Annotated in this window: 18 protein-coding genes, 2 tRNA genes and 1 pseudogene; 3 read left to right on the plus strand and 18 right to left on the minus strand. The window is 53.7% G+C overall.

The window, feature by feature from the left end; genetic code table 11:
* Nucleotides 1-2 precede the first annotated feature (2 nt).
* The 8 genes and pseudogenes from ACSZO1_RS02390 to tam all read right to left on the minus strand — a co-directional run.
* Nucleotides 3-76 (minus strand) — tRNA-Arg (locus ACSZO1_RS02390).
* A 3-nt stretch (nucleotides 77-79) separates the two neighbouring features.
* Nucleotides 80-172: transfer RNA gene (locus tag ACSZO1_RS02395), tRNA-Ser, on the minus strand.
* Nucleotides 173-480: 308 nt separating this feature from the next.
* Nucleotides 481-666 (minus strand): carbon storage regulator CsrA, encoded by a 186-nt coding sequence (gene csrA / locus ACSZO1_RS02400; RefSeq protein ID WP_072166264.1) that lies wholly within the window; start codon nucleotides 664-666, stop codon nucleotides 481-483.
* Between the two features lie 247 nt (nucleotides 667-913).
* Nucleotides 914-3,541, minus strand: a complete 2,628-nt coding sequence (gene alaS, locus ACSZO1_RS02405; RefSeq protein ID WP_437609151.1) for an alanine--tRNA ligase — start codon at nucleotides 3,539-3,541, stop codon at nucleotides 914-916.
* A gap of 138 nt (nucleotides 3,542-3,679) precedes the next feature.
* The gene (locus ACSZO1_RS02410; protein ID WP_437609153.1) at nucleotides 3,680-4,189 is read right to left on the minus strand and encodes a regulatory protein RecX; all 510 of its coding nucleotides are present in this window, start codon (nucleotides 4,187-4,189) and stop codon (nucleotides 3,680-3,682) included.
* 228 nt (nucleotides 4,190-4,417) lie between these two features.
* The gene (recA, locus tag ACSZO1_RS02415; RefSeq protein ID WP_437609155.1) at nucleotides 4,418-5,482 is read right to left on the minus strand and encodes a recombinase RecA; all 1,065 of its coding nucleotides are present in this window, start codon (nucleotides 5,480-5,482) and stop codon (nucleotides 4,418-4,420) included.
* Nucleotides 5,483-5,577: 95 nt separating this feature from the next.
* Nucleotides 5,578-6,072, minus strand: a complete 495-nt coding sequence (gene pncC, locus ACSZO1_RS02420; protein WP_437609157.1) for a nicotinamide-nucleotide amidase — start codon at nucleotides 6,070-6,072, stop codon at nucleotides 5,578-5,580.
* A 156-nt stretch (nucleotides 6,073-6,228) separates the two neighbouring features.
* Nucleotides 6,229-6,990: pseudogene (tam, locus tag ACSZO1_RS02425) on the minus strand (trans-aconitate 2-methyltransferase); the annotation flags it as partial.
* Between the two features lie 141 nt (nucleotides 6,991-7,131).
* Between tam and ACSZO1_RS02430 the strand changes: the two are divergent.
* On the plus strand, nucleotides 7,132-8,022 hold the full coding sequence (locus ACSZO1_RS02430) for a dihydrodipicolinate synthase family protein (RefSeq protein WP_437609158.1): 891 nt from the start codon (nucleotides 7,132-7,134) through the stop codon (nucleotides 8,020-8,022).
* A 79-nt stretch (nucleotides 8,023-8,101) separates the two neighbouring features.
* Here the strand turns inward: ACSZO1_RS02430 and ACSZO1_RS02435 are convergent, their stop codons facing one another.
* Nucleotides 8,102-8,575: an OsmC family protein gene (locus ACSZO1_RS02435; RefSeq protein WP_437609160.1), complete on the minus strand. Its 474-nt coding sequence runs from the start codon at nucleotides 8,573-8,575 to the stop codon at nucleotides 8,102-8,104.
* 98 nt (nucleotides 8,576-8,673) lie between these two features.
* Here ACSZO1_RS02435 and ACSZO1_RS02440 point away from each other — a divergent pair, with 98 nt between their 5' ends.
* A complete protein-coding gene (locus ACSZO1_RS02440; protein WP_437609162.1) occupies nucleotides 8,674-9,315 on the plus strand; it encodes a GntR family transcriptional regulator in 642 nt (213 codons plus the stop codon).
* 73 nt (nucleotides 9,316-9,388) lie between these two features.
* Here the strand turns inward: ACSZO1_RS02440 and ACSZO1_RS02445 are convergent, their stop codons facing one another.
* Together ACSZO1_RS02445 and ACSZO1_RS02450 are read right to left on the minus strand one after the other, a co-directional pair.
* Complete coding sequence (locus tag ACSZO1_RS02445) at nucleotides 9,389-9,727, minus strand: zinc ribbon domain-containing protein YjdM (RefSeq protein WP_437609165.1); 339 nt, start codon at nucleotides 9,725-9,727, stop codon at nucleotides 9,389-9,391.
* A 183-nt stretch (nucleotides 9,728-9,910) separates the two neighbouring features.
* Entirely contained in the window at nucleotides 9,911-10,465 is a 555-nt protein-coding gene (locus ACSZO1_RS02450; RefSeq protein ID WP_437609167.1) for an RBBP9/YdeN family alpha/beta hydrolase, read from the minus strand.
* Between the two features lie 294 nt (nucleotides 10,466-10,759).
* On the opposite strand from ACSZO1_RS02450, the gene flgE reads away from it, so the two are divergent.
* The gene (gene flgE, locus ACSZO1_RS02455) at nucleotides 10,760-11,995 is read left to right on the plus strand and encodes a flagellar hook protein FlgE (protein ID WP_437609169.1); all 1,236 of its coding nucleotides are present in this window, start codon (nucleotides 10,760-10,762) and stop codon (nucleotides 11,993-11,995) included.
* 116 nt (nucleotides 11,996-12,111) lie between these two features.
* On the opposite strand, the gene ACSZO1_RS02460 is transcribed toward flgE, so the two are convergent.
* The 7 genes from ACSZO1_RS02460 to ACSZO1_RS02490 all read right to left on the minus strand — a co-directional run bounded on the left by ACSZO1_RS02460 (nucleotide 12,112) and on the right by ACSZO1_RS02490 (nucleotide 23,617).
* Complete coding sequence (locus ACSZO1_RS02460) at nucleotides 12,112-12,552, minus strand: flagellar protein FlhE (protein WP_437609172.1); 441 nt, start codon at nucleotides 12,550-12,552, stop codon at nucleotides 12,112-12,114.
* A gap of 204 nt (nucleotides 12,553-12,756) precedes the next feature.
* Nucleotides 12,757-14,103, minus strand: coding sequence for an enolase C-terminal domain-like protein (locus tag ACSZO1_RS02465; RefSeq protein WP_437609174.1), 1,347 nt, complete (start codon nucleotides 14,101-14,103; stop codon nucleotides 12,757-12,759).
* Entirely contained in the window at nucleotides 14,081-15,436 is a 1,356-nt protein-coding gene (locus ACSZO1_RS02470) for an MFS transporter (RefSeq protein ID WP_437609176.1), read from the minus strand. Before ACSZO1_RS02470 ends, ACSZO1_RS02465 begins: the two co-directional genes overlap by 23 nt.
* 234 nt (nucleotides 15,437-15,670) lie before the next feature.
* Nucleotides 15,671-17,338, minus strand: coding sequence for an ABC transporter ATP-binding protein/permease (locus ACSZO1_RS02475; RefSeq protein WP_437609178.1), 1,668 nt, complete (start codon nucleotides 17,336-17,338; stop codon nucleotides 15,671-15,673).
* Nucleotides 17,335-20,100, minus strand: coding sequence for an insulinase family protein (locus tag ACSZO1_RS02480; protein WP_437609180.1), 2,766 nt, complete (start codon nucleotides 20,098-20,100; stop codon nucleotides 17,335-17,337). Before ACSZO1_RS02480 ends, ACSZO1_RS02475 begins: the two co-directional genes overlap by 4 nt.
* 90 nt (nucleotides 20,101-20,190) lie before the next feature.
* Nucleotides 20,191-22,770 (minus strand): TonB-dependent receptor plug domain-containing protein, encoded by a 2,580-nt coding sequence (locus ACSZO1_RS02485; RefSeq protein ID WP_437609182.1) that lies wholly within the window; start codon nucleotides 22,768-22,770, stop codon nucleotides 20,191-20,193.
* Nucleotides 22,771-22,813: 43 nt separating this feature from the next.
* A complete protein-coding gene (locus ACSZO1_RS02490) occupies nucleotides 22,814-23,617 on the minus strand; it encodes a TonB family protein (protein ID WP_437609184.1) in 804 nt (267 codons plus the stop codon).
* Between the last annotated feature and the right edge of the window lie 826 nt (nucleotides 23,618-24,443).

Genomic DNA, 24,443 nt, shown 5'->3' on the forward strand with positions numbered 1-24,443 from the left:
GGTGCATCCGGGAGGATTCGAACCTCCGACCGCTCGGTTCGTAGCCGAGTACTCTATCCAGCTGAGCTACGGATGCAAATGGCGGTGAGGCGGGGATTCGAACCCCGGATGCAGCTTTTGACCGCATACTCCCTTAGCAGGGGAGCGCCTTCAGCCTCTCGGCCACCTCACCATACGCGTTCTTGCGAACTGTGCTGCTGAACTTTGTTTCCGCTCATCGGCACTGCGTGGCGCACATATTACTTTCCCGGACTTATAAGTCAAACAATTTTTCCCGCTCTGTGTTTGTTTGCACAAATCACAGACAATCCGGCGACTTTGAAAACAAAAAGAGTGATTTATCAACAGAGAAACGCAGGTAAGTTTACGGAAAACAGGAAACACAGCAGAAGGGAAAAACAGAGAAAAGCAGAAGGCAGACGCGAATAAACGCCAGAAAAGCGGTAGCGTCTCGCTGGCACGAGCGAGACGCTGGATCCGTTAGTAACTCGAAGGCTGAGTTTTTTCGGCCTGAATGCGCTGATAGATCTCTTCGCGATGTACCGAAACTTCTTTAGGGGCGTTTACACCGATGCGTACCTGGTTACCTTTTACACCCAGCACCGTTACAGTCACCTCATCACCGATCATGAGGGTTTCACCAACTCGACGAGTTAGAATTAGCATTCTTTGCTCCTTGAAAGATTAAAAGAGTCGGGTTTGCGAAGCGCCCGGCAATATCCATCATATAACGCTGAACCCAGGCTATGACAAATACATTAATGCAAATCATCATGCCAATACATTCTGCTGATAGTTAGTTTAGCCGAAATACACTACATCAACCTGACTTTATGATTACAGGGTGCGCATCACTTGAAAAAGCGCCGGGTGTTTCCACCCAGGCGCAATCCCTGTAATGCATTTTTTATCGTTACAGTTTTGCAGCGACCCATGACTCAACGCCAGCCAGCGCAGCAGGCAGCGCCTGTGCGTCTGTGCCGCCTGCCTGAGCCATATCAGGACGTCCGCCGCCCTTACCGCCAACCTGCTGTGCCAGCTCACCAACCAGCTCACCTGCTTTTACCCGGTCAGTAAGGTCTTTCGTCACCCCGGCAATCAGGGATACTTTACCGTCTGCCACTGTCGCCAGCACAATAATTGCCGAACCAAGCTGATTCTTCAGATCGTCAACCATCGTGCGCAGCATTTTAGGTTCGACATTGCTGAGTTCGCTCACCAGCAATTTCGCCCCTTTCACGTCAACCGCTTTGCTGCTCAGAGATGCACTCTCCTGAGCCGCCTGCTGGTCTTTCAGCTGCTGAAGCTCTTTTTCCAGCACCCGAACATGCTCAATCACCGAACGCACTTTGTCGTTCAGATTGCTGTTATTGGCTTTTACCAGCTGCGCAATATCCTGCAGCTGCTCGCTCTGCGCATACACCTGCGCCAGCGCACCTTCACCGGTTACGGCTTCGACACGGCGTACACCAGCTGCCGTACCTGATTCAGACAGGATACGGAACAGGCCGATATCACCGGTACGGCTGGCATGTGTGCCACCACACAGCTCAGTGGAGAAGTCGCCCATGCTTAACACACGCACATGGTCGTCATACTTCTCGCCGAACAGCGCCATTGCGCCCTTCGCTTTCGCCGCTTCCAGCTCCATGATATTGGTTTCAATCGCCAGGTTGTGACGGATCTGCGTGTTGACGATCTCTTCCACCTGACGAATCTGCTCTGGCTTCATCGCTTCAAAGTGCGAGAAGTCAAAACGCAGGTACTTATCGTTAACCAGTGAGCCTTTCTGCGCCACATGTTCGCCCAGCACCTGACGCAGCGCGGCGTGCAGCAAGTGGGTCGCAGAGTGGTTCAGGCGGATACGCGCACGACGCGCGGTGTCTACCTGCGCATCCACACGGTCACCCACCCGCAGCTGACCGGATGCCAGCTGGCCGAGGTGGCCAATTGCCTGGCCATATTTCTGCGTATCAGTAACGGTGAACTCTGCGTTGCCGACTTTCAGCACGCCGGTATCACCGACCTGGCCACCAGATTCGCCATAGAATGGCGTTTCATCCAGCACGATCACGCCTTCCTGACCTGCAGTGATAGTGTCCGCCTGCTGTCCGGCGACAAAGATCGCTTTCACTGTCGCATTCAGCGCCAGCTGGTCATAGCCTTTGAAGGCAGAAGCTGAATCAATACGGATAACGTTGTTGTAATCCGTACCGAAGCCGCTGGCGTCACGCGCACGCTGACGCTGCTGCTCCATCGCCTGCTCAAAACCAGCTTCATCAATTTTCAGATTGCGTTCACGGCAGACGTCTGCAGTTAAATCGACCGGGAAGCCGAAGGTGTCGTACAGACGGAACACGGTTTCACCATCCAGTGTATCGCCCTGCAGTTTCGCCAGTTCGTCATCCAGCAGTGCCAGACCACGTTCCAGCGTTTTGGCAAACTGTTCTTCTTCAGTTTTCAGCACCTGCTCAACCTGAGCCTGCTGCTTTTTCAGCTCTTCGCCTGCACTGCCCATCACGTCAATCAGTGGGGCAACCAGTTTCCAGAAGAAGGTTTCCGTCGCGCCCAGCATGTTGCCATGACGTACCGCACGACGAATGATGCGACGCAGTACATAACCACGGTTTTCGTTCGACGGGATCACACCGTCCGCGATCAGGAAGGCACAGGAACGGATATGGTCGGCAATCACGCGCAGGGATTTGTTGCTGAGATCGGTCGCGCCAGTCACCTGGGCCACAGATTTGATCAGATTGGCAAACAGATCGATTTCGTAGTTGGAATTCACATGCTGCAGCACGGCGGCAACACGTTCCAGGCCCATACCGGTATCAACCGACGGTTTTGGCAGCGGCTGCATGGTGCCGTCCGCCTGGCGGTTGAACTGCATGAAGACGATATTCCAGATTTCGATATAGCGGTCGCCATCTTCTTCTGGTGAACCTGGTGGGCCACCCCAGATATGGTCGCCGTGATCGTAGAAAATTTCCGTACATGGACCGCAAGGACCGGTATCGCCCATCTGCCAGAAGTTATCTGACGCGTAAGCACCGCCTTTGTTGTCACCAATACGAATAATACGTTCGCGCGGAATACCAATCTCTTTTTCCCAGATCGCATAAGCTTCGTCATCGGTCTCATAGACAGTGACCCACAGACGATCTTTCGGCAGATTAAACCACTGTGCGCCGGTCAGCAGTTCCCAAGCGTAAGCAATCGCATCATTTTTGAAATAATCGCCGAAGCTGAAGTTACCCAGCATCTCAAAGAAGGTGTGGTGACGTGCGGTGTAACCGACGTTTTCCAGGTCGTTATGCTTACCACCGGCGCGCACGCAGCGCTGTGCGGTGGTCGCACGCGAGTAGTTGCGTTTGTCCTGCCCGAGGAAAACGTCTTTAAACTGGTTCATCCCGGCGTTAGTAAACAGCAACGTCGGGTCGTTGTGGGGCACGAGGGAGCTACTGGCTACAACCTGATGTCCCTTACTATGGAAAAAGTCGAGAAACGCCTGACGGATCTCAGCAGTGCTCTTGCTCATAATTATCCTGGAATCACGCTAACGAACGTTTCGTGGACCTGATAAACGCGGACATTCCATCCCGCGCACGGAGGTACACGAACAAAAAGTGGGAATAAGATAAATTTTCTTCAGTACGAAGTAAAATCCCATCGAAGGTCAATTGTCAAAATTTCTGAAAACAGCCTGAATATCTTCCATAAAGAAGCCCTTCGCCAGCAAAAAACGCTGCACTTTGGCTTTTTCCTTCCATTCTGTCGGTAGCGGCAGGCCAAACTTTCGTTCAGCGACGTTAAAAGCCTGCGTCGGCCAGTCGATGTCAGTCTCTGCCAGGGCATTTTCCGCCAGCGTGCGGTCAATGCCCTTTTGCCCCAGTTCCATACGGATGCGTTGCGGGCCGTAGCCTTTGCGCGCGCGGCTGGCGACAAAACGCTGTGCAAAGCGGGCGTCATCGAGGTAACCATGCTGGTAACACCAGGCCACCACCTTTTCCACCTCGTCTTCGCTGATTTCCCGCGGTGCTTCCTGGCGGAAGTGGGCGGCGCGTTGCTCCGCCAGCGTCAGTTTTTGCCGAAACTCCGCTTCGCTGTGGTCCCGCAGCGATAAAATACGCATTGCGCGATCCAGTAAACGGGCAGTGTGGCTGCGACCAGCAGTAGCGTCAGACATAGTGCTCCAGAAGAAATCAGAAGAAGGTGGATCGTAGCGGGAAATGGAGGCAGATACAAAGAAAGTGACGGAAAAGAGCAGGAACAGGGTGAGTATCGGCCTGAGATATTCATATCAGCGCAGTGACATGCTCGGGATGCACAGCAAATAATCAGGGCGGCATATATGCCGCCCCGGAGTACACACCTGTAAAACAGCTCACAGGTGCGATATCACTTCTCTGGAAGATTAGAAATCTTCGTTGGTTTCGCTGGCTTCGTTTTCGAAATCATCAGCGGAGAAATCTGCTTTATCATTGGCGCTGTTCAGCAGCATGTCACGCAGTTTCTGTTCGATCTCGTTCGCTGCAGCCGGGTTCTCTTTCAGGTAGTTGCTGGCGTTAGATTTACCCTGACCAATCTTGTCGCCATTGTAGCTGTACCAAGCACCCGCTTTTTCGATCAGCTTATGCTTCACGCCAAGATCCACCAGCTCACCGTAGAAGTTAATACCTTCACCGTACATGATCTGGAATTCAGCCTGTTTAAATGGCGCAGCGATCTTGTTTTTCACCACTTTCACGCGGGTTTCGCTGCCCACCACATTGTCGCCCTCTTTAATCGCGCCGATACGACGGATATCAAGACGAACAGAGGCATAGAATTTCAGCGCGTTACCACCGGTGGTGGTTTCCGGGTTACCGAACATCACACCGATCTTCATACGAATCTGGTTGATAAAGATCAGCAGGGTGTTGGACTGCTTCAGGTTACCTGCCAGTTTACGCATCGCCTGGCTCATCATACGTGCCGCGAGGCCCATATGAGAGTCACCGATTTCGCCTTCGATTTCGGCTTTCGGCGTTAACGCAGCAACGGAGTCGACGATGATCACATCAACTGCACCGGAGCGCGCCAGCGCATCACAGATTTCCAGCGCCTGCTCACCAGTATCTGGCTGTGAACAGAGCAGATTGTCGATATCCACGCCCAGTTTCTTGGCGTAAACCGGGTCCAGCGCGTGCTCGGCGTCGATAAAGGCGCAGGTTTTGCCCTTACGCTGTGCTGCAGCGATAACCTGCAGCGTCAGGGTGGTTTTACCGGACGACTCCGGACCATAAATTTCAACGATACGGCCCATTGGCAAGCCGCCAGCACCCAGAGCGATATCCAGTGACAGCGAACCGGTAGAGATGGTTTCTACGTCCATTGAGCGGTCTTCACCCAGACGCATGATCGAGCCTTTACCGAATTGCTTCTCAATCTGGCCTAAAGCGGCTGCCAGTGCTTTTTGCTTGTTTTCGTCAATAGCCATTTCCACTCCTAATCATGCAGGATAAAGCACACTCAAGGTTGCTTTGCTGTAATTCCGATGCCAGTGATTATACTGTATGACCATACAGTATCAAGTTAATTTTTGAGAAATTCGTCATGCAGTGTTTGCAGTGCGTATGCCGTCGCCTGACGCCGCACCGCTTCACGGTCACCGGCAAAAACCTGCCGCCGCGCCAGCACGTCGCCCTGCTTCGTGGCAAAGCCAAACCAGACCGTACCGACAGGTTTATCGTCACTGCCGCCGCCCGGGCCAGCAATGCCGCTGACCGCCATGGCAAAATCCGCCTGTGCCGCCTGCCGCGCGCCCTGCGCCATTTCACACACGACCTGCTCACTGACCGCGCCCCACTGTTCCAGCGTACCGGCACTGACGCCGATCAGCTGCTGCTTCGCTTCATTGCTGTAGGTGACAAAGCCGCGCTCAAACCAGGCGGAACTGCCCGCGATATCCGTAATCACCTTACTAATCCAGCCGCCAGTACAGGACTCCGCCGCGGTGACCGTCGCGTGAAGATGCTGTAAGCGGGCGCCAATCGCAGCGCTGAGTTGGTTGAGTTGCTCGTCTGTCATATCCCTGCTCTGCTCCCGGCTGTCAATTCGCTGCCACGGTAGCAATAAAGACGCGGCGGGCGTAGCACTTTTGCCTGCACCACCACGCTAAATTGCCATTTTGCGTACTCTGTTCAGAATCTGCAGATGGGGGCGGCACCGGGGAAAACAAGCCTGCTAACCTTTTTGTGCCACCATAAACAGGCGTGGAAAGGCCAGCAACACCCGGCCATCCTGCTGTGGCCGATAGGCTTCGCTGATGGCCGCCAGATAATCCTGCAAAAATGCCTGCTGTTGCGACTCATCCAGTGGCGCAAGGAATGGACGCAGTCCGGTGGCGCGCAACCAGTCGACAATCGCCGCCGCATCAGGCATCAGGTGATAATAAGTGGTACGCCAGATATCGACACGGCATCCCGCCCCGGCCAGCACATCGTAATAGTGCTCCGCAGTCAGCAGTTTCTTGCGATCCGCCGCCTGCGCGCTGATCTTTTCACACCATTGTGGCGCAGCGGCTACCTCACGCATAAGAGAATGTGATGGCTGGTCAAGATTATCGGGCATCTGAATCGCCAGGACACCGTTATCCGCCAGCTGCGCGACCAGATGCGGCAACAGCTGCACGTGATCACCAAGCCATTGCAACGAGGCATTGGCAAAAATCACCTCCTGCGGCGTAGTGGCCTGCCAGCGGCGGATATCCGCCGCAATAAAGTCACACTCCGGCAGACGCAGCTGCGCCTGTTCCAGCATGGTCAGCGAACTGTCCAGCCCGGTGATATGCGCCTGTGGCCACGCCTGCCACAGCAGTTCTGTACTGTTGCCAGGACCGCAGCCGAGATCGGTGGCGCGCTGCACCGCCAGCGATGGGATACGCGCCAGCAACTCCTGCGCCGGACGGGTTCTTTCTGCTTCAAACTGACGGTAAAGCTCAGGGTTCTACTCTTTCATCCATACCTCGACAAATTAAAAATGAGAGCCTGGTTGGGTTCCTGCCATCATCAGTATGACAACGGACGGCATTCGCGACTAAGTTAAAACATCGTTTCATTTTTCATCACAACTCAGCCGGAGAACACAATGTCTGGAGAATCCGTCTTCCACGGTGTCTGGTGCCCAACCGTCACCCCCTTCGATCAACAGGGAAAGCTCGATTTCAGCGCCCTCAGTCAGCATTTTTCCCGCTTAAGCGCATCCGGGATCGATGCATTGCTGCTGATAGGCAGTATTGGCGAGTTCGCCTCACTGACGCAACAGGAACGCCTGCTGCTGATACGCGAAGCACGTGCGATGACCTCTCTGCCGCTGATCGCTAATGTGTCCAGCACCAGCATCGACGATATGCTGCAACTGGCGCAGGAAGCGGATCGTGCCGGTTATGATGCCGTGATGGTATTACCGCCGTACTACTATGGTCAGACGCGTCAGCAATTGCTGGCCTACTACAGAGCACTGGATCAGCAACTGCCTGGCAAGTGGTTTGCCTATAACTTTCCGGCACGTACCGGTTGCGATCTGGAGCCTTCACTGGTGGCGGAGCTGGCTGCAGAATTGCCGAAGTTTGCCGGCATTAAAGACACCGTGGATTGCCTGTCGCACAATCGCCAGCTGATCCAGCAAACGCAGAACGTGCGCACGGATTTTGCCGTGCTGTCGGGTTACGACGAATATCTGCTGCCTAACCTGCTGGCGGGTGGCGCAGGGGTGATTTGCGGCCTGAATAACCTGGTGCCAGAGCTGTTCGCTCAGGCGATGCAGGCGTGGCGCGCGCAGGATTTAGCGCAGCTGACGCGCATTCAGCAGCGTATCGGTAAATTAATGGCGATTTACACCGTGGGCGATGATTTTGTCACCACGATTAAAAGTATGGTGGCGTACCGTTATGGCTATATGACGGCGCGGTCGCGTAATTACGCCGGAGAGCTGAGTGAAAAGCAGATCCAGGCATTGAATCTGCTGTTTACTGAATAATGTTTCGAAAAAACATCACGCTAACAGTAACGTTCTTCGCGCTGCGGAAGACGTTACTGCCAATGGCGCGGGCAGATAATCAGCACTCTGCGTGGCGAATCTGTGGCTCACAACGCACCGGGAAGTTAAGTGAATTGGCAATAAAACAGAGTTCATGCGCCTTATGGTGTAACTGCCGCGCCCGTTCGGCATCATCCCCGGCACGGATAACAATCTGCGGCTTCAGCACAATGTCAGTGAAACGCCCTTTTTCGCCTTCCACCATGGTTCCTTCAGCATGATCCAGATAAGACGCCACACTGATGCCCGCCTCGGCACACAAATGCAGATACCACAATTTATGGCAGGCGGAAGCGGATGCCAGCAACAGATCTTCCGGATTCCATCGCGAAGCATCGCCTAAAAAAGCAGGATCAGATGAACCGTTAATAGTAGGTTTTGCACCCGCGCTAACGGCAAAATTTCTGCTGTAGGTTTTGTAAGATTCCGTTCCTTTTCCCTGGTTACCCGTCCACTCCACGTCCACCTGATAATGATGTTCACGATGTGCCATAGTCATCTCCTCTGGGTGATATTCAACAGGCATACAGCATGCCTGGATGTTAGTGCGAAAATGGTATACCATTATACCATCATGTAAAGGAGAATATTGTGCTCATCGGAAATCAAACGACTGCAGATGGTCTGGCAAGCGTACTACGTGAAATGATCAACACCGGTTCGCTGCCCGACGGCACACGACTGGTCGAGAGAGAGCTGGCCAGCCAGTTTGACGTGAGCAGGATCCCCCTGCGTGAAGCACTTCAGCAGCTGGAGCGGGAAGGATTAGTCAGGATTTACAAAAACCGGGGCGCCGTGGTAAGCCAGCTCACCAGCGATGATATCGACGAAATTTATAACCTGCGTATCGTGCTGGAAGGTGATGCCGCCAGGCAGGCCGCGCAGAATATTGATGACGAAACGCTGGCAAGAGCAGAGCTCATCCACCATTTGCTGGGAAGCGCGACGACACCGCAAAAGCAGGGCGCACTCAATCGCGAGTTTCATGACATTTTGTATAGCTGCTGCAGCAACACGCGACAGATCCGGCTAATAAATGAACTGTGTAATCAAATTGAACGGTATGAAAACCTGCAGCGTAGCCTGCTCGCAGATACGCACAAGTTTCAGCGGGAGCATGAAGAGATTCTGCAGGCATTCAGGGAAAAAGATGCGGACCAGGCACGTCAGGCAACCATCGGCCATCTGACATCGGCAAAACGGGTAGTTCTGGACTGGATAAACAAAAAATAACCGCAACGTGCTGATACGCGCAGCATCGAAGCGGTCGAAGCAGCGCCATTGCCCGTCGCAACGGCGCCCAGCATCAGTTCTTTTTCACAAACTCAGATTTCAGCTTCATCGGGCCAAAACCGTCGATCTTACAGTCGATATTGTGATCGCCTTCCACCAGACGAATGCCTTTCACTTTGGTACCGATTTTCAGTGGCGTTGAGCTGCCTTTCACTTTCAGGTCTTTAATCACCGTCACCGAGTCGCCATCCGCCAGCAGATTGCCATTGGCATCACGCACCACCAGTCCCTCTTCTTCCACTGCCGCACCGGACACCGGCCATTCATGACCGCATTCCGGGCAGTTCAGCTGCTCGCCTTCCTGCCAGGTATACTCAGAACTGCATTTTGGACATTCTGGTAGCTGTTGCACCTTAACCCCTTAGAATTGAAGTAAATAAAACGAAAAGTCTTACAAATCAAAAACCACACTCTTTGCAGGAGTACATTTTACGCTAATCGACACCCTGAAGAACAGCCCAATACGATTTTGATAAAAGATAAAAAAATCCGCGACTGAATCTCGGATGATGCTAATCACTGTTATATCAGCTGATTACTGGCGTGAAAGCAGTTGTCCGCCGGAGAGCTGATGAATCATCCTTTCACCTTCCAGCCATTCGCCATACCCCGCCGCAGTGTGGAAATGCCCGGCACCGGCAATGGTCACCAGACTGGCGCTCCAGTGCGCCGCCAGCCACTCGGCACGCTGGAGGCGAAGAAATTCATCGTTATCACTGCATACCAGTGTCGCCGGGAACGGCAACCGTTGCAGCGCCAGTGGCCGCTGCACTTTAATCGCCTCCAGCGTATGTTCATCATCGACATCTGCCGGTGCAACGAGCAATGCTCCCTGCACGCGCGGGCTATGGTATTTCTCCGCCCACTGGCTGATGGCAACCGCACCGCAGCTATGCCCGATCAGGAAAATATTGCCCGTCACCTGCTCAATGGTTTCCTGCACACGATCACGCCAGCAATCGCGCTGCGGTGAGTCCCAGTTATCCTGCTGCACGCGGACAACATTGTGATACTTCCTTTCCAGATACGACTGCCAGTGTTGCGGCCCGGAGTTGGTATAGCCGGGGACAATAATAAACGTGGTATTCATCAGTGGTGCCCATTCCCTGTGATGTATGACTTAACGATTTATTTACAAAATCTTTAGTATTCAATTACTCAGCGTCGCAACCACAACGCGGCCTTCATTATAAGGCGCATGCCTGCCAGCGGCATGACCTTAAGTGAAATTATGCTTTTGAAGGTCAAAATAACGACACTTTTGCTGCCTATTCACGGGATAGCCACGTGCCCCTGGAGGATAAAATGCCGGATACACATAAACAGATGTGTACATAGTTAGCGCATCGACTACATCCGTCTCACACAGTTTCAGGAGTATTACATGGCCTTTTCACAAGCAGTTAGCGGCTTAAACGCGGCTTCCAGCAACCTGGACGTTATTGGTAACAATATCGCCAACTCCGCGACCTCGGGCTTTAAATCCAGCACAGTCGCTTTTGCAGACATGTTTGCCGGCTCTCAGGTTGGCCTGGGGGTAAAGGTCGCCAGCGTTCTGCAAAACTTTACTGATGGTACCACCACCACCACCAGCCGCGGTCTGGATGTGGCAATCAGCAAACAGGGTTTCTTCCGTTTAACGGATGACAGCGGCGCGGTGTACTACAGCCGTAATGGTCAGTTTACGCTTGATGAAAACAACAACATCGTTAACACCCAGGGTCTGAAACTGACCGGTTATCCGTCATCAGGTACACCGCTGACCGTACAGACTGGTGCGGATCCAGAAGTGCTGACGATCCCAACCACGCAGATGTCCGCTAAAGCGACCACCGCTGCTACACTGGTTGCCAACCTGAACTCATCTGACGATTTGCCGACCACCACCACCTTTGATCCAACCGATACCACCAGCTACAACAAAAGTACCTCGATGACCGTCTACGATTCACTGGGTAACACCCACCAGATGAATCTGTACTTTGTGAAAACCGCAGATAACACCTGGACCGTTTACCCCTACGACGCCAGCGTCGGCACCAGCCCGGGTACACCATCCACCGTGGGTACCGGTACTGATACCAGCTTCGAGATGACCTTCGACAGCAGTGGTAACCTGCTGACCCCGACCACGGCCCAGGCACTCTCTCTGTCGAGCCTGAACGGTTCCGCTGCGGGTTCATTTACCCTGAGCATGACCGGCAGTCTGCAACAGAACACCGGTTCCAACACCTTTGGTAACCCGAGTCAGGATGGTTATGCACCTGGCGACCTGACCTCTTACGCTATCGAAGATGACGGTACTATCGTCGGCAGCTACTCCAACAACAAAACCCAGGTACTGGGCCAGATCGTGTTAGCGAACTTCTCTAACCCGGAAGGTCTTTCTGCCCAGGGCGATAACGTGTGGAAAGAAACCACCTCTTCTGGTCAGCCACTGATCGGTGTTGCCGGTACCGGTAACCTCGGCACCCTGACTTCAGGTGCACTGGAATCTTCCAACGTGGACCTGAGTAAAGAGCTGGTTAACATGATTGTTGCTCAGCGTAACTATCAGTCGAACGCCCAGACCATCAAAACTCAGGACCAGATCCTTAACACCCTGGTTAACCTGCGTTAATTTCTGGCTTTTCGCTGTGATAAAAATCCACCGTCATGGTGGATTTTTTATTTCCGCCGCAGAAAAAAGCCTGACACAGAGTCAGGCTGGCTTTCTTCCCGTGCAGACTGTCGCCTTTATTTCACATCCCAGTTCACCATCAGCTGAGTGTCTCCTGCGCCCTGGGTATAGCGCATCGCTACCCGGCCACTGACCCGGTAGTAGAGAAAGAACGGCAACTGCGCCGCACGACCGGAGAAGAAACTGGTCGAGCCATTTTGCGTACTGGAGATATCAATACAGTCATTCGGCGTTGACTGGCACAGGTACACCTGCAAAATCCCGCCCTGCGGAACCTGACGCTGGCTGAGTGAATATTGCCAGAACACTTTGCTGACAATGGCATTCGGCGAAGGCGGGCTGCTAAAAACAAAACTGTTTTTATACAGATTATTCGCGGCACCGACGCTCATCGTGCCTTTCAGAAGCGCCTGACTGGCACCACTTTCCGCCGCATTAACGGACACGGCAGCCATTAACAGAGGGAGCATTAACAGGGTGCGACGGTAATTCATCATCACAAAGGTTCACCTTACTGGCAGAGCATCCTTAAGCGGGAAGCCACCTCCCCGCCATGAAATCATAAGCCATCCTATGCCTTAGCCAGCAGAACAATCGCCGGAAAAATGGCGTTAATGCGCGCCATTTCTGCGACTGAGTCTGACGGACAGCGAAAAACAGCCTTACGCCGCCCGCCAGCGCAATGTGGCATACCCGTGAATTTATGGCCGCAACAGCGCCGGACGTTTCGCGTCAAAGCGCCAGTTATCGATCAAAAACTGCATCCCCAGCGCATCATTACGGTTCTTATCCGGCAGGCGCTGATACAGCGCATGCGCCTGTTCCACCCGCGCCATATCCAGCTCAATGCCGAGCCCAGGTCCCTGCGGTAATTCCAGATAACCGTCACGAATCTGTGGCGGCTGGCGGGTAAGCTGCTGCCCGTCCTGCCAGATCCAGTGGGTATCGAACGCCGTAATACGCTCCCCTGGCGCTGCTGCACCGAGATGCGCCACCATCGCCAGCGAGATATCAAAGTGATTATTCGAGTGGCAACCGGTGGTATATCCCCATTCATGGCATAACTGCGCGATGGTATGGGCGTTACGCAGGGTCCAGAAGTGTGGATCGGCCAGCGGAATATCAATCGCATTCAGCTGAAGCGCGTGCTGCATCTGGCGCCAGTCGTTAGCAATCATATTAGTGGCGACCGGAATACCGGTCGCACGGCGGAATTCGGCCAGCGTTTCACGCCCGGAGTACCCCTGCTCCGCGCCGCACGGATCTTCCAGATAAGGCACCTTACCTGCCAGCTGCTTACCGTAATAAATCGCCTCATCCAGTGACCAGCTGGCATTAGGATCAACAGTCACGCGCGCATCAGGGAAACGCGCCAGCAGCGCGTTAACCGTCTCGACTTCCGTTTCGCCGTGATGCACGCCGCCCTTCAGTTTAAAATCGCGGAAGCCATACTGTTCGACAGCCGCTTCCGCCAGCCGTACCACGGCGGCGCTGTCCATCGCCGTCTGATGGCGCAGCCAGAACCAGTCTGACTGATTGCGCTCACCCGGCAGGTAATTCATGGTGGTACGCTGACGGTCAGCGATATAAAACAGATAACCTAATACCGGAATCCGCTCCCGCTGCTTACCGCTGGCGAGCAGATCCGCCACCGGCAGCTGGAGAAATTTACCCAGCAGATCCAGCAGTGCCGCTTCAATCGCCGCCGCCGCGTTATAGAACTTTTCCGGGTTCATCTGCGGGATATGGATATCATCGGTATGCGCCGTTTGCTGACGACGCGCATCGCTGCGAAACAGCTGGCTGATGGTGGCATTGAGCCGCAGCAGCGAACTGCCTTCAATTTGTGGCCGGAAGCTCTCCAGCAGGCTCAGCGTCGAGGCATGACAGGGGCTCTCCCCCACGCCTGTGTTCCCGGCAGAATCGGTCAATACCACCAGAATACGCGTGAAATAGCAGTTATGCGCGCCGCCAATATTCAGCAGCATGCTGTCATAACCGGCGACGGGGATCACCCGCATACTGTTAATGACTGGACTGTCCGACATGTTGTTTCTCCATTTTTCCGAATGCAGGGGGAAGCGGTTTATGACGCAGCAGCAACCACAGCCCGGTAATCACCGAGACGCTGGTCAGGGCATACAACCCGCCAGTGGTGCTGCCGGTTTTCAGTTCCAGATACCCGAACACCGTGGGGGCAAAGAAGCCGCCCAGGTTGCCGATAGAATTAATCAGGGCAATGCCCGGCGCGACAATGGCGGCAGGCAGCTCGCCCTGCGGCATCGGCCAGAAGAAGGTGGCGCTCAGTTTGGAGCCGATACAGGCGACAATCATCGCCAGGAAACCAAACCACGGTGAGCCCAGGGTCGCCATAAACGTCCCGCAGGCGGCGACCAGCATCGCCGCGCCCAGTGCTTTATCGAGTTTATTACGATGGTGGTCAGTAAACTTACCGGCCAGGTTAATGGCGATAATGGCGCACAGCCAGGGAACAGCGGTCAGCAGGCCGATACCAAAACTGCTGAAACCCTGCACACGCTGGATAATCTGTGGCAGCCAGAACACCAGCGTGTAACCGGTCATCGTCATAGTGAAAAAGATGATGCAGTAGAACATCAGGCTGCGATCGGTCAGGAGCTGCCACATGCCTTTGCGCGCGTCCGGGTTATCACGCTGCGCATCTTCCAGCACCAGTTGCTGACGCAGCGCCTCTTTTTCTTCACGGCTCAGCCAGCGGGCATCCGCCGGGCGTGAAACCAGCACAAAAATCGCCAGCAGCCCGACCAGCACTGAACCGCCACCTTCAAGGAACATCACCCACTTCCAGCCGGCAATACCGAGGAAATCATGCATCATCAGAATCGCGCCGGTAATCGGGCCGGAGAACAGGAATGCACCGGCAGACGCACTCAGCACCAGCGCAGTGGCGCGGCCGCGCCAGGCATTCGGCACCCACTGACGGAAATAGAACAACACGCCGGGGAAGAAACCCGCTTCCGCCACGCCCAGCAGGAAGCGCAGAATATAAAAATGCAGCGGTGAAGTGACAAATCCGGTCAGCATCACCACCATGCCCCAGGTGATCATAATGCGCGTCAGCCAGAAGCGGGCGCCATACTTTTTCATCAGCAGATTGCTGGGCACTTCAAACAGCGCATAACCAATGAAAAACAGCCCGGCGCCAAGGCCAAACGCGGCGGCGCTGATCCCGGCATCGGTTTGCAGTTCAGCTTTGACAAAGCCAATATTCGAGCGGTCGATCTGATTGATAATCAACATCACCACCAGCATCGGGATAATACGTTTGAAGAATTTTCCGACGGCAGCGGCAATATGCTGTTCATGTTGCGGCGATAAAGACAGGGACAAATCAGCAGGCATTTTGTTCTCTCTCTTTTATGAGTCACGAAGTGATCAGGTATAGATAAGAGAGATTTTGTTCGTCTGTGTGCAAATGCCTGATTGAGATTGTGCGTTATGACATACGATTTTTCAGATCAATCAGTTAGCAACATATTTGCAACATCGTTTTCTGCCGGAATTGGGGGCTGGCTCACAGCGGAACTGGCGCAGCAGAAGTGAACCCTCTGCCTGTAACAGGCAGAGGGATAAACATCAGGCGTGACTAAATGCCGTCAGGTCATACTGTTGCGGGAAGAGGTCGTCCAGCTCTTTCTGGTGAGTGATCGCCACAACGGTTGTCTCTGGCAATTCGTGACGAATCAGCTCCAGCAACTGGCGTGCTGATGCATGGTCGAGGTTACTGGTCGCTTCATCCAGATACAAGGTATCAGGCCGGGCGATCAGTGCACGAGCAAACGCCAGGCGCTGGCGCTCGCCACCGGAGAAGATACGATCCCAGTTTAACTGCTCACCCAGATGCTCGCCCCAGGTGGCCAGCCCCACCTTCTCCAGCACACATTGCAGCAATGCACTGTCCGCCAGCGGCGATTGCGGATAACAGAGAATTTCCCCCAGCGTCCCCTGCCCCAGATAACTCTGCTGCGGCAGTAACAAACTGCGCCCTGTCAGCGGTTGCCATTTGCCATCATAGTAAGGCCACAACCCGTTAAGGGTACGCAGCAGGGTCGATTTACCCAGCCCGCTCTGACCGGAGAGTTTGCTCCAGCTACCGGCTTCACAGCGAAACACCACGTTTTGCAACAGTGGCTTACCCTGTGGCGTAGCGAATGACAGTTCGTCAATCGCGAGCTGCCCGCCAGCCTGTGGTGTATCCTGCTGCGACTGGTGCTCGCGGATCGCATCACGGAACTGAGTGAGACGCGCCATACTGGCTGACAGCTCCACCAGCGCAGGATAGACGCGAATAAACCAGCTCAGAGCTGTATGCACCTGATTAAAGGCACTACGGATCTGCATCAGGCCGCCCAGCGTCACCGTCTTATTCAGCAACATTGGCAACGCGGCCAGCACCGGGATAAGAAAGCTGACGCGCTGGAAGCCCACCGCGAAAAAGCGCATATCGCGCTCCGCATTCATCAGGCGACGCCAGTTACTGACAATCATGCTGAATCCGCGCAGCAGATGGCTTTTTTCCTGCGTTTCACCGCCATACTGCGCAATCTGTTCGGCATTATCATGCTTACGCAGCAGCGAGGCACGGAAATTGGCCTCGACCCGCTCTTTCTGGACGTTAATCCCATGCAGTTTATGACTCAGCAGTTGCATAACCACACTGCCGACCAGACTGTACACCAGTGCCACCCAGACCAGATAACCGTGGATCGTCCACTCTGAGCCAAACAGGGTTATATGCTGAACACCTGACAGTGACCAGAGAATAAACACAAACGAAAACAGCTGGACGAAGTTCATCAAAAAGTCGATCGACAAATCGACCATACCTTTGACGAACTTGTTAATGTCTTCTGAAATACGCTGATCCGGGTTATCAATACCACCCGAAAGTGACATACGATAGAACGCCCGTTTTGCCAGCCAGCTGTCCACCAGTTCCGCCGTCAACGCGCTTCGCCAGCGGATAATCAGTAACCGTCTGAACCACTCTTCATACACAAAGACCACAATGTAGATCAGAATGAAGATGCCATACTCTGCAAACAGCGAATAGAGCAGGCCACCGTCAAGGGCGGCAAGCGCATCGTAGAAGCTTTTACTCCACTGGTTGATCAGCACGTTGAGGTAAATCACGCTGCCACCCAGCGCCAGAATCACCCCCACCAGTAACCAGGCCTGCCAGCTGCGGCGGGTTCCCCAAAACGGGCAGCACAGCGCCCAGAGTTGTGACGCGAATTTTTTCACGGTTTCACCTGCTGCTGCGGCAGTGAGATATGCACCACCTGGTTATGCGGATTAAACAGACGAGCCGCCATCGCCTGCACCTGAGGCAGCGTAATGCTCTCTGCCAGGGTCGCGACATCTGTCAGGTAACGCGGATCGTTGTAATGGCGATAACTCAGCAGCAAACGGCGCTGTAACGTGCTGATATCCTGCTGACGCTGGTGCTCAGCGCGTATAAAGGCGTGGCGTTGTTCATCAACCTGCTGCTGTGTAATCTGCTGCGGCAGTTGATCAAATACCGTGGTAGCGCGTTGCCACAGCTCCTGCGCCCGCTGTGGCGCGCTGGTGAAACTGATTTCCGTTTCAATACGCTGGTGGCGATCTTCCAGTTCACTGTTCATCCGCAAACGGTAAATCCCCAGCGCATCATCACGCAGACTGGCTTTCAGCGCCTGATTTGCCAGATTACGCGCAATACTGACCTGCACTGCCGCCTGTGGCGTCCAGTCCAGCGATGTAAAGCTCCAGGCTTTCACATCGGCACGTGGTTCAATATTGACGGCAGACTGACCGTTAAAGCTGCCAGCACGTGGCAGTTCAGGCTTCACTATGGCCATCGGCTGACGCGGGACGGACGCCAGATAACGCTCTACCAGTGGCTGTAACTGTTCTGATGGCAGATCCGCCAGCAGATACCATGTCATGGGGGCAGACGCGCTGATACGCCATTGTTCCAGCAGCAGCGCGGCCTGTAACTGTTTCAGTTGAGTGCTGTCGGGTTGTCGCCAGCCAGGCTGACCGTAGCGCAACAGACGGATCTGCTGTGCCCGATCATCAGTGACCAGATGAGTTTGCGTCGTCTTCTGTCGTAACAGACGCATCAGACTCTCTTTCATCACCTGCTCGTCAATACCTGGCGTGACCTGCAATGCGCGGCTGAGCGCCAGTAAATCGGCAAGGTTCTCAGGTTTCGCCTGCCCTTCCATCTGTAGCCACTCAGCCTGCTGATTGATCGACAGTGACAGTGATTTTTGTTTTAACCAGGCGCTTAACTGCTCACCCTGCCAGCCCTGTGGGCCACTTTGCGCCACCAGCTGGCTGGCTAATTGTGCCTGCCACGGATTCAGTCCCGGCGTCATAAATCCGGCATTGCTGATGCCGGTCAGACGCACGCGCTCTTTTGCCAGCGGTGTACGCAGCCAGACCAGGCGATCCCCATTACTGAGCGCCCACTCTTCGGTCTGTTGTGCCGGGAAGGTTTTCACCGCGCTACGCTGACCATGCGCGTCCACTGCTGCCAGCGAAGGTGCAATCACCTGCGCGTCATTGCGCTGTGGCGGGGCTAAATCGGATAACGCGATCTGCCGCCGCTGCTGCTGAATCGCCGCGGTTGTCGGCAGGGTGAACGGTGTCAACCCCGGCACACTGAACTGCATCAGCGTATCGCTGGCACTCAGCCACTGCTGTAATTGCCGGTTGACCTGCTGTGCCGTGATGCCATCCAGCCACGACAGTACCTGTCTGCCGCGCTGCTGGCTGCCGACATAGTCACGCCCCTGTAGCCAGACGGTACTAATCACGCGGACCCAATCGGCAAATTCACGCTGTTCAGGCTTATCCGCCATACGCTGAGCGACCTCGCGGATCGCTTGTTTCTCTGTAGCAATATCCTGTTCACTTAAGCCGTAACGACGAATACGTTCCAGTTCTCGCAGCAATACGCCCTGCGCAACCTGATGTCCATCCGGCATCACATCCGCGAACAGTCCCAGTGCCTGAGTGGTTTTACCGATATCCTGCTTACGTACGACCAGGCTGCCCACTTCCGGTGGCAATTCAGTCTGCTGCCGACGCATCTGACGGCTCAGAGCTGAGATCGTAATCTGGCTCATCAGACGTTCAGGTACGCTGAGCGACCCCGGATTAAAGCGCATCACCCAGGAAACCTGACTGCTGCCGCTCTGGCTATCCTGCAGACGCACCACTTTTAACCGTGGCGACAGATTCGGCTCGTAGTAATCACGGGCAGGCAGAGCAACCGCGGGCTGGTCAGCAAAATAATGTGCAATCTGACGCTCAACCTCTGCGGGCTGAATGTCGCCAATAATCAACAGACGCATATTGCCGGGATGATACCAGCGCTGATAAAACGCCTGTAACGTCGTCGCAGGCGTGTTGCGGATAGCGGCTTCCGTACCAATGGTCTGGCGCTGCGGATAGCGTGAATCGTGGCGAATCGCCTGCACGCGCTGCTGGTTCATGCGCTCCGCAACGCCCAGCTTGCCACGCCACTCTTCAAGAATAATGCGGCGTTCATCATCCAGATCGCTTTGCAGCAAACGGGCATGCCCCACCATCTGGCTGAGCGCCTGCAATACACCGGCAAGATCGCCTGCGCCAGCTGGCGGACTCATCATATACAGCGTGCGTTCATAGTTCGTCATCGCGTTGTAGTGCTGTGCCCGCACCCAGCCGCGCTGGTGTAAGCTGCTGGCGATCCCCTGAGGGAAGGCGTCGCTGGCGCGGAAGACCATATGTTCCACCATATGCGCCACACCAGACTGATCATCCTCTTCATCCAGTGAACCGACGTTCACCACCAGGCGGATATCGACACGTTTTTTTTGCCCGCTCAGGGGAACCAGGGTGTATTGCAGCCCGTTAGACAGGACGCCTTTCTGGATCTGCGGTAGTGGCATTTCGGCTTCTGCCGCACAGACGCTAAAACCCGATAGCAGGCTGCCAATCAGCAGCAACCTGATAATGCTTTGCCATTGCTTCATCAATCATTCCTTTACCGAAATGCGCAAACACGCACTTACGGGGCACAAATAAGCCGGGCAGACGTTACCGCCTGCCCGCAGGGTTTGGGATTACCAGTTATAGGCGACGCCGAGCCAGAACTGACGTCCGGTTTTGTAAGTCACGGTCGCGGTGCTGCTGGCACTGGTGGTTGGCTGTGAGGTTTCGATCACGTTATCCAGCACGTTGATCACATCCAGTGTCAGATCGATAGTCTGATCTTTGTAAACCGGTTGCGAATAGCTGAAACGCCAGTCATAGGAGAAGTAATCTTTATATTTAACCTTTTGATACTCGGTGGCATCACCTTCATAACTGCCACAGGCGCTGTTGCTGCCCGGGCAACTCACCGTCTGCGTTTTGTAGCCGGTATAACCGGCGGTATAGCTCAGGTTATGGTTCCAGTTCACTCGCAACGAAGGGAAATAAGTATTGACGTTGATAAACGCATTCCATGGCGAATTGAAGTCCAGCGCACTCATCGCGCCGCGCTCCATCAGCTTGCCATCGAAAATCACCATCTCCTCATCGTCAGCGCTCTGGTCATAATATGCATGTGCACTGGACTTGTTTTTCACGTAACTGGCTCCCAGTGACCAGCTAAGCTCCCCCCAGTCAAACTGTGTGGGGCTGATAGGTTCGGCGGTCAGTGAGAAAGTGCTGCCATGAGTTTTGGCATTATTCTGCAATATGTAATAGCGCTTACCTTCATCGTTAGTAATCGTTTCACGGCCAAACTGATCCTGGCCGTTACGCCCCACCCATTTCACCGTCCACAGGGTATCGATAACGCGTTGCGACACGCCAAGTGTCACTTCGTCACTGTATGGCGTTTTCAGATCCGAGATATCGTAGTCAATGGATGCAGTTCGCAGGTCGCCATCAGTCCAGGCGCTGCTTGCATTAGTACGGGTGCGAATAACGTAGGAACTGATACCTTCGCGTAACTTATACGCCAGCAGGTTCTGGCCGTAATAACGGTTTGCACCGCCGAATATACGGGTTGTCCGGTCACCAAAGAGGTCGTAAGACGTCGCAAAACGCGGTGCCAGGGTCAGGTTTTGCAGGAAGTCATCATACTGGGCACGTACCCCGGGAGTCACCTCCAGGTTGCCAAAGGTCATGCTGTCCTGCAGATACAGGGCGTAGTTAATATAGTTGCCTGTCACCTCACGGGCCGGATATAGCGTCAATGATTTAAAATACTGTTCGCCATCAATACAGTAGGGGTCATCCTGCTGGCAGACGACGGAGGTATCAACAGTGACTGTACCGCGACTCACCGTAACATCATTAAAGCGCTTATAACGTGCACTATAAAAATCGACTTCCCAGCCTAGATCGACCTGATGCTGTATCCCTGCTAAAGCCAGCGGGTTAAGCTCAAAATCCTGTTTAAACGTGGTAGTGCGCTTTTCGGTAGAATAAGTACCATAACCACCTATCATCGCATTTTGGTAATTAGATGCAGGAGTAGAACTGACCCAGTCAATCGCATCAGAAACAAAATTAGAAGGTATATAATAACGTCGCCAGGTCAGATGCGAATCTGACTCATGCTGGATTTTATTCTCTTCAAACTGGTAACCCGCCAGGCTGTTCACCTTCCCCCAGTTCGCAATATGCTCCCACTCCATATTGACGCGGTAACCACCACCGGTGTTGGTAAAACTGCCATTCTTCGCATCTTTTTTAAAATATTTGGATTCATGTGGCGCATACATTCCCGTCAGACGGACGCTGTCGCCGTTATCCGCCAGATAGATGCCTTTCAGCAAATACGTTTCTGATAAACGAATTTGATCTTCCCACTGACCAAGCCATTGCGCGTAATTGGGAATCGTCGATTTCTGGCGGTTATACGCAAAAATAAAACCGGCTTTATCACTCAGCGGCTGGTTAGCGCTAAACGTATAAAACTCTTTTTTAAACTTAGGCTGCTGATCGAGATCGATGGCCGACTCAAAATCTTCCGCTTCATTGACATCTATATGATATCGCGTCCAGCTGTCACGGGTTGTGCGGTAAGAGATCTTCCCGGAAGCTTTATCCAACTGAGGATCTTTTAAGCGTGCATCGACAACCCCCCCGGTAAAATCACCATATTTTGCCGATACGTTGCTGTCGAAGACTTCCAGCTGTTCGATCAACTCAGAGTTAATCCAGAATGACTGAGTCCCTCCCGCTGGGAGGTCTGTGGGTGAATAACCATCGGGGGAGTTACTTAACTCACCATTATTCGCCCCTGGGTTAATGGTATTGTTGTTCGACAAACCATCGATCATATAGTTGTTGTTATAAAACTTCTCACCATGGAACGAGACGCGCTCCGGAGCCAGCTCCCCCGGAGTGGTACTGCTATCTGTGGAATTACCAAAACGCACATTCGGATTGCGTTTCAGCAGCTCCGTCACACTCCCATTCCCTGTCGGCAAACGTTCAATCTGCTCTTTGGTCAAAATCTGCGTACCCATTGACTGGCTGGTCGGCGTCGAACGCACCAGAATGGTATCTTCCGAGGTTGTGCTGTCCGTTTCCTGCGGCTGGGTATCGTTACTGGTTTGCTGCTGGGTGGCGATCTCTTCCCGCTGCGCGCAGACAACGCCAGGCAATAAACTGATTGCCATAACAAGGCCTAATTTGTTCTTCACTTTCTTTTCCCAAGGTAAAAAATACGGTTATGACTGCTGTGTTTTAATTTTCCAGCTGTACCTGGCCATTCAGTTTAAAAACGATGGAGACCACCTGATCGCTCACCGCCTGCTGGGTCTGATAGCGCCAGCGGGTAATATCCGGCTGTATTGCCGCCGCAAACACACCACGCGGTGTTTCCGATAAAATTCGTACATTGGTCACCGTGCCGCTGGCAGTCACATCAAACTGAATACGCACCCGCCCTTCCACGCCCAGCGCTTTGGCACGCTGCGGGTAATTCACCCGACGATGCAGCGCCTTAAAACTGGCGTTATTGCTGCTGCCTGCGCCCTGGGCTGCATGACCACTGCTCGCCGATCCTGTTTTTTCCGCCGAAGTACTGCTGGTCGCGCCGTTCACTGCATGGGTTTGCGCCGCCTGCACCTTATTGGGGCTGACCTCAGCGTGACTTGCCGTTTCACGGGACGGCGATGGCCGCTCAGCAACGGCAGTGGTGATACGTTTTTCCTGACGGGCCGGGTTTTCATTACGCTGCGGGCTGGAGTGCAGGGGTTTTTCCGGGCGTGGCGGCGTGCGCGGTTTTTCTGTTCTGGTGGGTTGATCAGCCCGGGTTTGCTGTTGCGCAGCGTTGCGCAGTGGAATGACCGCGTCAGGCACCGTCACCGTCGCAGCAGCCTGCTGAGCGGATTGCGGCGGCGGAGCAAGCATCGTAACGTTCGCTGCTGCTGTTGCAGAGGTATTCGGCCGGGATTCAGCCACACTCAGCAACGTCATCGCCATCACCCCACCTTCACGTCCGGCCATCAGCCAGGAAGGTTCCGGTTTAGCACGTAAAAAAGCCATCACGATGACCAGGTGAAAAACCAGAGACAACAGCAGAAATGCGGGCAAGCGCCAGTAATCAGCGACAGCATTAGCCTGCAGCCGAATTCCTGCAGTGTGCGGTGTGTAAGTCACAGTGCTTCTCTCCATACAGCCAAACGCCAGGCAAAACGAGGAAAACAGGAGGTTCTGGTCCAGCAACCTCCAGTAACACAAGGTGCAAATCGGTTTCAGCACTGGCAAAAGCAGATACGCGCTTAAATTTTTATTGATAATCTAAATGATAATTATTTTACATATCATAATTACTGGCAATAAAAATTTACCAGTCAGTCTGAAAAGCTTACGAACCATGACCAAAACCACACACGAGCCATACGTGCGTTGGGCGGTATGACGTCAGCAGGATGTAAAACACGCGAAAAATTGCGAGCCACCACGTAACATCACACTTGATTGCGAAAATCAGATACCCTTCCCGCCGCCCGCCTGCTAAGGTCTGCCGGTCACCGCTGCGGTCTTACGGATGAATCCCCCTGCGGGTCAGTGTTAAGATAGGCCCTTTCGCCTTTCGCATGGCTTAAATGGGTTTAAGCAGGCTAACGATCAGCCACTTGATTATTTTCAAACCTGAACAATGAGTTAAATCACTATGACAGAGTCTGCAGACAAGGACTTCTCAGCCCACACTCCGATGATGCAGCAATATAAAAAACAACTCATAACCGAATGATTTTAATATACTAATATTGATATACATAAAATGAATATACACATGGTATACATTTATTAGGAAGAGTAGGCAAAAAGCGGTTTTTTTAGAACATTATTTATACTATACAAATTA

The organism is Erwinia sp. V71 (assembly GCF_965644245.1).
GTDB lineage: Bacteria > Pseudomonadota > Gammaproteobacteria > Enterobacterales > Enterobacteriaceae > Erwinia.

What these genes read in the sequence shown, in the direction of transcription:
- ACSZO1_RS02480 (WP_437609180.1), bottom strand. Translation starts at nt 20,100, where the DNA reads ATGAAGCAATGGCAAAGCATTATCAGGTTGCTGCTGATTGGCAGCCTG.
- csrA (WP_072166264.1), bottom strand. Translation starts at nt 666, where the DNA reads ATGCTAATTCTAACTCGTCGAGTTGGTGAAACCCTCATGATCGGTGAT.
- recA (WP_437609155.1), bottom strand. Translation starts at nt 5,482, where the DNA reads ATGGCTATTGACGAAAACAAGCAAAAAGCACTGGCAGCCGCTTTAGGC.
- ACSZO1_RS02465 (WP_437609174.1), bottom strand. Translation starts at nt 14,103, where the DNA reads ATGTCGGACAGTCCAGTCATTAACAGTATGCGGGTGATCCCCGTCGCC.
- ACSZO1_RS02470 (WP_437609176.1), bottom strand. Translation starts at nt 15,436, where the DNA reads ATGCCTGCTGATTTGTCCCTGTCTTTATCGCCGCAACATGAACAGCAT.
- flgE (WP_437609169.1), top strand. Translation starts at nt 10,760, where the DNA reads ATGGCCTTTTCACAAGCAGTTAGCGGCTTAAACGCGGCTTCCAGCAAC.
- ACSZO1_RS02410 (WP_437609153.1), bottom strand. Translation starts at nt 4,189, where the DNA reads ATGTCTGACGCTACTGCTGGTCGCAGCCACACTGCCCGTTTACTGGAT.
- ACSZO1_RS02435 (WP_437609160.1), bottom strand. Translation starts at nt 8,575, where the DNA reads ATGGCACATCGTGAACATCATTATCAGGTGGACGTGGAGTGGACGGGT.
- ACSZO1_RS02490 (WP_437609184.1), bottom strand. Translation starts at nt 23,617, where the DNA reads ATGGCTTTTTTACGTGCTAAACCGGAACCTTCCTGGCTGATGGCCGGA.
- ACSZO1_RS02460 (WP_437609172.1), bottom strand. Translation starts at nt 12,552, where the DNA reads ATGATGAATTACCGTCGCACCCTGTTAATGCTCCCTCTGTTAATGGCT.
- ACSZO1_RS02450 (WP_437609167.1), bottom strand. Translation starts at nt 10,465, where the DNA reads ATGAATACCACGTTTATTATTGTCCCCGGCTATACCAACTCCGGGCCG.
- ACSZO1_RS02430 (WP_437609158.1), top strand. Translation starts at nt 7,132, where the DNA reads ATGTCTGGAGAATCCGTCTTCCACGGTGTCTGGTGCCCAACCGTCACC.
- alaS (WP_437609151.1), bottom strand. Translation starts at nt 3,541, where the DNA reads ATGAGCAAGAGCACTGCTGAGATCCGTCAGGCGTTTCTCGACTTTTTC.
- pncC (WP_437609157.1), bottom strand. Translation starts at nt 6,072, where the DNA reads ATGACAGACGAGCAACTCAACCAACTCAGCGCTGCGATTGGCGCCCGC.